The 4,758-nt window shown below is 38.3% G+C and carries 3 protein-coding genes; all 3 read left to right on the top strand.

Annotated elements, in window-relative coordinates; translation table 11 throughout:
- Nucleotides 1-1,424, top strand: a 1,424-nt coding sequence (locus IIC38_20010) for a hypothetical protein (GenBank protein ID MCH8128207.1), incomplete at its 5' end; no start/stop codon positions are given.
- A gap of 168 nt (nt 1,425-1,592) precedes the next feature.
- Nucleotides 1,593-1,889, top strand: coding sequence for a hypothetical protein (locus tag IIC38_20015; protein MCH8128208.1), 297 nt, complete (start codon nt 1,593-1,595; stop codon nt 1,887-1,889).
- 195 nt (nt 1,890-2,084) lie between these two features.
- Nucleotides 2,085-4,499, top strand: a complete 2,415-nt coding sequence (locus IIC38_20020; protein ID MCH8128209.1) for an ABC transporter permease — start codon at nt 2,085-2,087, stop codon at nt 4,497-4,499.
- The last annotated feature ends 259 nt before the right edge of the window (nt 4,500-4,758 follow it).

Below are 4,758 nucleotides of genomic sequence, written 5' to 3' on the forward strand. Positions count from 1 at the left end.
GAATTCGGAAAGTGCTAGGTGCAAGAAGATCCCAGCTAGTCAGGCATTTTCTTGTAGAATCGCTGGTCTTCAGTCTTGTTGCATTCATAGCGGCCATTGTTCTGGTTGAAACAGCGCTTCCGGTATTTAGTGGCTTTTTGCAGCGACCTATAGGCCATGAGTATCTTACTAATTCGATGCTGCTGCCAGGTTTTCTCATACTTGCATTACTAACGGGGTTTCTTGCAGGTAGCTATCCGGCGTTCATCCTTTCGGCAAGGCGAGGGGTTTTGGCGACCAGAGATGGTGGACTTTTCACATCCTCTAAATTCAGCTTGCGAAAAATCTTCATTGTAGGCCAATTTGTGATTACAAGTATTCTTATTTGTACAACTCTTGTCATATATTATCAGTTAGTGTATATGCAAAATAAAAAATTAGGGTTTGATAAAGAACGGATTATCATTGTCTCAGATATTTCTAGAGCTTTGGGAAACCGAGGACAGGCGTTCAAAGATCGATTGCTGCAATTTCCATATATCGTCAAAGTTGCTTCCGGCCAAATTCCGGGGCGGAAGGGTGGTTCTTTTTGGGGCATGATGGATAAAGACAATCAGCGATTCAAAGTGCAAAATCTGCACATTGATCATGATTACATTGAAACCTTGAATATTAAAATCTTGAAAGGTCGTGCATTTTCAGAAGATTTTAAGTCCGATTTGAAAGAATCAGTAGTCATCAATGAAGCTGCATCGCAGTATTTCACTTACTCAGATACTTCAAAAAATTACATTACATTGGGGCGAAGTAAATTTGCCATCGTAGGGGTCTTACAAAATTTTCATCTGCGCGCTTTGCATCAACCCATTGAGCCCATGGTTTTTACATTAAAAGATAAATTAGAATATACTTTTCTGGTAAAAGTCGCTCCAAGTTCATTGGAACCAGCATTGGAGACTATCCAAACAATTTGGCGTGAATTCGTACCGAACCGACCATTGACTTACTCATTTCTTGATGAAGAGCTCAACCTTTTATACAATGCCGAACAGAAGCTGGCCCAGCTTATAGCTTTTTTTGCATTGATTGCAATTTTAATTGCTAGTTTGGGTCTATTCGGATTGATAGCCTATTCTGCGGATCAACATACAAAGGAAATCGGTATTCGAAAGGTGCTGGGGGCTACGGTTACGAATATTGTAACATTACTTTCGATGAATTTTATCAAGCTCGTAATTTTGGCTAATGCTGTTGCTTTGCCCGCGGCATATTTTATTTCGCAGCGATGGCTAGAGAACTACGCATATCGTATCGATCAAATCCAGGTAGCTTGGTTGTTCGCTTTTGCCAGTGGCTTGGCGCTTATAATTGCCATACTCACAGTTTGCACTCAGGCAATCAAGGCCGCATTGTTGAATCCGGTGGAGGCGTTGAAGTGTGAATGAATTCAATGGACAATGAGCAATGAACAATGAACAATAAATAATTCCCAATAGTCAATCAAATAATTTTTATTTACAAAATATTAGATGAACATCTTAATAACATACCCTATATTTTATAAATTTAAACTTTAAAGACCCAAAGTTCCGTTAACATAAGGAGTAACATCCATGCACGAAATTTGTATACCGGTACCGAAATTGGAAGAAGCGCAAGGGGCAGATGTTGAGGTTATGGTTGGAGGGAAGAAGAAACGGTTTAGTTTCAGGGTTGCGGCTTTTCCATGGCAAACTGAAACTGTTTCCGCTGGAGATCAAACTCATGTTGAGAAAACTTCAAATTCAATTATGGATTTGAAAAATAATATTGAAAGTTATGACCCGGCCTGGGAGCTTGTGCAAATTTATAATCCAAATCCAAAAGCAAAATTTATCCAGGTTCTGTTTCGTCACAAAAACCTTAATTGAAGCAATAATCTCACTTGTTTTTTATCAAATAGGGGTTATTAAGAATAGCATGGCTTGAATTTCAACTCAAGTCAGCAGCCTGCCAACTTTTAGGTTGTAACCATTTACAATTCCCAGAGTCTACCTTCCAAATGCTTATAAATCTTTCAATTTCATTGTGCTTTTTACAAACTTCAAACAGGAAATGGAAAAAATATGTTTAGAAATTATCTAAGAATCTCATTTCGAAATGTTTTCAAACAGAAAGTTTATTCATTTATCAATATATCAGGATTGACGGTAGGAATTACTTGTTGTTTATTGATTTATTTCTATGTAGGATTCGAGTTGAGCTATGATGGTTTCCATAAAAAAGCTGATCGGATTTATCGTTTAGTTGTCGATATTTTTCCGCCAAATGATGGCCTGGTAGATCATTATGCAACTTCGGGCCCCGGTGTAGCGCCAGTTTTGGAAAGCGATTACCCGGAAGTAGAAAAAGCTGTTAGAATCAGATCTATTCCGGACGTTCTACTGAAATGGGGAGAAAATCAGTTCTATGAAACATTTCATTTTGCCGATTCAACTTTTTTTGATGTATTTAGCTTCCCGCTTTTGTTGGGTGATCCTGTCAAAGCATTGACCGATCCGTTTTCTTTAGTACTAACGGAAGAAATGGCAAACAAATATTTTGGCACTGAAGATCCGTTGGGAAAGGTTGTTTTGGTGCAAGATACGGTTCGATTCAAAATAACGGGAGTCGTAAAGAATGTTCCGGCAAACGCTCATTTCACATTTGATTTTCTGGCATCATATAATACATTACCCCGCATGGGAAGGAATATCTCTACATGGTGGAGTTTTGGTGGTTATAATTACCTGTTATTGACCGAAGGTGCAAATCCAACCGCGTTTTCCGAAAAAATTCGCCATGTGTCAGAAAAGTATATCCCGGAGCAAGAGAAGGGCAGCGGCTATCGTCAGGAATATTATTTACAATCAATTACCGCTATTCATCTTAATTCAGAAAGAAGGAGTGAATGGCAGGCTAATAACAAATTGGCTTATATCTATATATTTTCAGCCATTGGAATTTTTATATTATTGATCGCTTGTATTAATTTTATGAACCTGGCCACAGCCCGTTCAATTGAAAGATCGAAAGAGGTGGGAATTCGTAAAGTCGTTGGCGCGCTGCGTTCCCAAATAGCCAAACAGTTCTTGGGGGAAGCTATTGTGCTGGCTTTGATATCGACGGTTTTGTCTGTATTTGCAATGAGAATCCTTGTTCCATTTTTTAATGACTTAACGGGTAAGCAACTGACAATAAATATTGCCAACAACTTCCCTTTGATTCTAATCATAGTCCTTTTACCAATAATTGTGGGGGTGATTGCGGGAAGCTATCCGGCGCTTTTTTTATCGGCTTTTAAACCCATTGACACAGTCAAAGGTGCATTTAAATCTGGCACTCGAGGCATCAATTTAAGAAAAAGTTTAGTCGTCTTTCAATTTGCAATTTCTGTGACACTCATAATTTCAACCCTGGTCATCCACAAACAATTGACTTATATGCGCAATCAAAAATTGGGATTCAGCAAAGAACAGATATTGGTTTTACCGTTACATCATGATGCGGGTATCAGGAAAAAGTATGAGTTGTTGAAAAATCGATTTCTGCAGAATCCTCAAATCGATATGTGCAGCATAAGTTCGGGTATTCCGGGAAGACGCTTGAATAATTCTGTCTTTCGGATCGAAGGTAATAGGGTCGATTCCCAGTACGGCACAGATGCCTGGAATGACATGCGGTTTATTAATGTGGATACTGATTTTGCAGACATCTACAATCTCGAAATGTTGTCAGGAAGGTTTTTTTCGCAGGAGTTTGAAACCGATGCTCAATCTGCTTTTATTCTAAATGAAGCTGCGGTAAAGAAATTTGACTGGGGTGTTGTGGATCGTGCCATTGGAAAGAAAATCGGTTTTCAGTCCAGTTCGGAAGGAAAAGTGATCGGTGTCGTTAAAAATTTCCATTTCAAATCATTGCAAAGTCTGATAGAACCATTAATCATTACTTCAAGGAACTTCAGCTTAAATTATATATCTATTAAGATAAGCGGCACCGGTATCCGTGAAACTTTGGAATCCATAGAAAATGTTTGGAACGAATTCGTACCCAACCGACCGTTTTCATTTTTCTTTTTAGATGATGAGTTTGACAAGCAATACCGGGCTGATGAAAAAGTTGCCGGGACCTTTACGGCCTTTGCTTTCATTGCGATTTTCGTTGCCTGTTTGGGTCTTTTTGGTCTTGCTTCATTTACAACTGAACAACGAACCAAAGAGATTGGTATACGGAAAGTTCTTGGGGCGTCAATGGCTGGAATCATCAAAAATTTATCTGCAGATTTCATCAAGCTAATCATTCTCGCAAATTTGGTTGCCTGGCCGGTATCCTATTTTTTAATGCAAAAATGGCTGCAAGATTTTGCTTACCGAATTGATCCGAATGTTTTGTCGTTTTTCTTTGCCGGATTTATTTCCGTTGCAATTGCAATCCTTACCATAAGTTACCAGGCGATAAAAGCATCGCTGGCTAACCCAATTGATGCGCTGCGCTATGAATGAGTACATTCAAATTGGATGGTAAACTTAATCATATCCTATTCGTAGCTGTTTCTTAATCTGCAATTTAACAATGAACAATGAACAATGAACAATGAACAATGAACAATGAACAATGAACAATGAACAATGAACAATGAACAATGAACAAATTTGGTAATTGAAAAAATCAAAAATGCAAGGAGAACATATTGACTAAAAGAGTAACCGCCCTATTTTTTTCAAATAATCCCAAGAATAGAATTGATAATTGTTAACTTGG

This window comes from candidate division KSB1 bacterium (assembly GCA_022566355.1).
GTDB lineage: Bacteria > Zhuqueibacterota > JdFR-76 > JdFR-76 > DREG01 > JADFJB01.